The organism is Lactobacillus pasteurii DSM 23907 = CRBIP 24.76 (genome assembly GCF_000297025.1).
Classification (GTDB): Bacteria; Bacillota; Bacilli; order Lactobacillales; family Lactobacillaceae; genus Lactobacillus; species Lactobacillus pasteurii.
This window is the reverse complement of the sequence record NZ_CAKD01000025.1, coordinates 1-2,419: the sequence shown is the minus strand read 5'-3', so window position 1 is coordinate 2,419 and position 2,419 is coordinate 1. Positions and strand designations below refer to the sequence as shown.

At 38.1% G+C, this 2,419-nt stretch carries 2 protein-coding genes and 1 pseudogene; all 3 read left to right on the top strand.

Annotation, left to right across the window (positions count from 1 at the left end):
* A pseudogene (locus BN53_RS09730) lies at window positions 1-398 on the top strand (Rpn family recombination-promoting nuclease/putative transposase); the annotation flags it as partial.
* 399 nt (window positions 399-797) lie between these two features.
* On the top strand, window positions 798-1,619 hold the full coding sequence (locus BN53_RS08685) for a hypothetical protein (RefSeq protein WP_009560582.1): 822 nt from the start codon (window positions 798-800) through the stop codon (window positions 1,617-1,619).
* Between the two features lie 214 nt (window positions 1,620-1,833).
* A complete protein-coding gene (locus tag BN53_RS08680) occupies window positions 1,834-2,325 on the top strand; it encodes a sigma-70 RNA polymerase sigma factor region 4 domain-containing protein (RefSeq protein WP_009560581.1) in 492 nt (163 codons plus the stop codon).
* Window positions 2,326-2,419 lie beyond the last annotated feature (94 nt).

The window sequence follows — 2,419 nt, the reverse complement described above, 5'->3', positions numbered from 1 at the left end:
AGTTGAATGACGGCTCAACTAAGGTTATCATTAACTCAAAGGGAGACTTTGCCGGCGAAAGCGATGAACTTAAGGAGCTGGCAAAACTCATGAACGATGAAGAAGTAAGCTTGAATGAGCAGTTTATCTGGGCTCAGAATAGAGTTGACGAACTAAACAAGGACAGGAGGTCGAATATCGTGAGCTACGAAAGAAACAAAAACGAATGGTTAATCGAAGGCGAAGGTCAAGGAATACTTAAAGGTCGAGCCGAGGGGCTCACAAATTTGATCATTATCTTAGGTGAATCTGACTTTTCAGATGAGCAAATATTTGCCAAGGTTAAATCTAGATACGGTAAATACTTCACTGACGAACAGATCAAGCAGTTCATGGATGAAGCTAAGCTTGGCGTGTAAACGGAAAGGACGGGAGCAATCTCGTCTTTTCTTTTTGCCCTCAATGCAATTAGTCTATCTAAAATAACAAATCAAAATAATAAGCTATTAAAAATTGCACATTTAAAGTAATTTTACTTATTTTTGCTAATATATGTGCAATTTGCACATTAAAAGTAAAAAGTAATGTGTACATAAATATTTTATACAATAAGTTAGCTATTTTAGCGAAATCAAAGCATTATACGAACGTATAATAATTTTTGACAAATATACCCAATTCGTATAATTTTACACATTTTATTGATAAAAATAATAAAATAACTAACATTATTTTGTAAAGCATGATATACTATTGATTGTGATTTTTAGCCCTATACCAGGGCGTAGTAAAATGTTTTTTATTTTTAGGAGGTATTTATGAGTAATGCCAACCCGGCCTTAGCCGAGCTGACTAAATTTGACAATCTATGCAAGGAAGATCTTTTCGAATTAGTGGAGTATGGAAAGGATCAAAAGATCAATGCATTAGTTACGGTCAATAATAACTACCGAATGGACCGCAACGATACATTATTGTTGTTTGACTTCTGTAATAATCAGATTAAGCAGAAGTACAACACATTGATTGTTGATCTAAAGCAGAATCTGGTCCTTAGTACCCAGAAGACGCATATCCTCGTTAATAGGTTCCTGCATGAAGAAAGCCCCTGCGGTCGCTGGACTCAGGATTTAATTGCCAAGTCTCTAGGAATCACCAGACACCATACTGTATCTCTTGGCTACCGCTGCTTCTTCTCACTTCATGGCATGACCAAGCGCCACACAGATTGGGTTGCCCTTCATCACTGCAAGGATTACAACTATCAAGGCAAGAAGTTGACTTTTTCTGGTTTAAAAATAGGCGAAAAGCCTTTTGAAATTACTTATCATAATATCGACTCTAATATCAAACAACGTTTGCGCGATAGTATTCATCATAATTACGCCTTGAGATCAATCTTTGACGATTTTTGCTTGTCTTACCTTGCCCAGAAGAATAAACAAAAGACCCTACTAGATGATAAAGAGATTCTAAACGGCTTTAAACATCAACATGATAGTCTACTTCATGTAATTGAAGATATCTCCAACCTCGCTATTACGCGTAGCTGCCATCATATCTACGATGAAATCCAAATAGCCGAAGAAGATCTTACATATTACCTCCATAAAGTTAAACGCAACCAATCGATTAATTAGGATCGATTTTTTCTTGAAATATTTTTAAACGAAGTTCAACCTCGCTAAAGCCTAAGCTAGCTCAGTTCTTGCCTTAGACAGCTAATAGTCAAGTTTGCTGAATCTTGATATATTAGCGATACAGTGAAAGAACTTCGTTTTTTAGTTTGCAGATAATCTTGTTACTATAATGGAGCACAAGCGCTTGTGACAACTATTTAAAGGAAGTCACACAATGAAAAAAATCAGCAAAAAGAGTTTTTTGAAGGCATGGAATAATAAGAAGTTGGTCGCAGTGGCCTTGAAGCGGGCACATGTTTGGCCAAGTTGCCATTACTACGATGACTTAATGCAAGAGGGATTAATCAAGTACGCCGAAATGATCGAGCAGCATAGTCAGCTTGAGGAGAGCGAAGTTGATCGCTTGAGCTTCATGAAGGTTGTCTGGCATACGCAAGATAAGCTCCGCCAGATGCAGCGCAAGCAGGAGAAGGAGACGCAGGATGATGAGCTATTCAATGTCTTAGATCATGTTGATGAGGAGATGGCCTTCATCTTGCAAGATGCGATCTTGAATCTGGATGAACTTGAACGCAAGGTCTTGCTCAACAACATTCTGCAAGGCGAGAGTCTGAATCAGAGTGCCAAGGAGTATTCAATCTCCAAGAGTCAGCTCTACCGACTTAAAGATAAACTACTAGCAAAGCTGCGTAAATTATTAGGCTAAAAGAAAAGGCAAGCATAAACCACTAGTATGGTTTGCTTGCCTTTGTTGTTTGCACGCCTAGCTTAGCTTCGTCCATGAACTGCTTGAGCTCTGG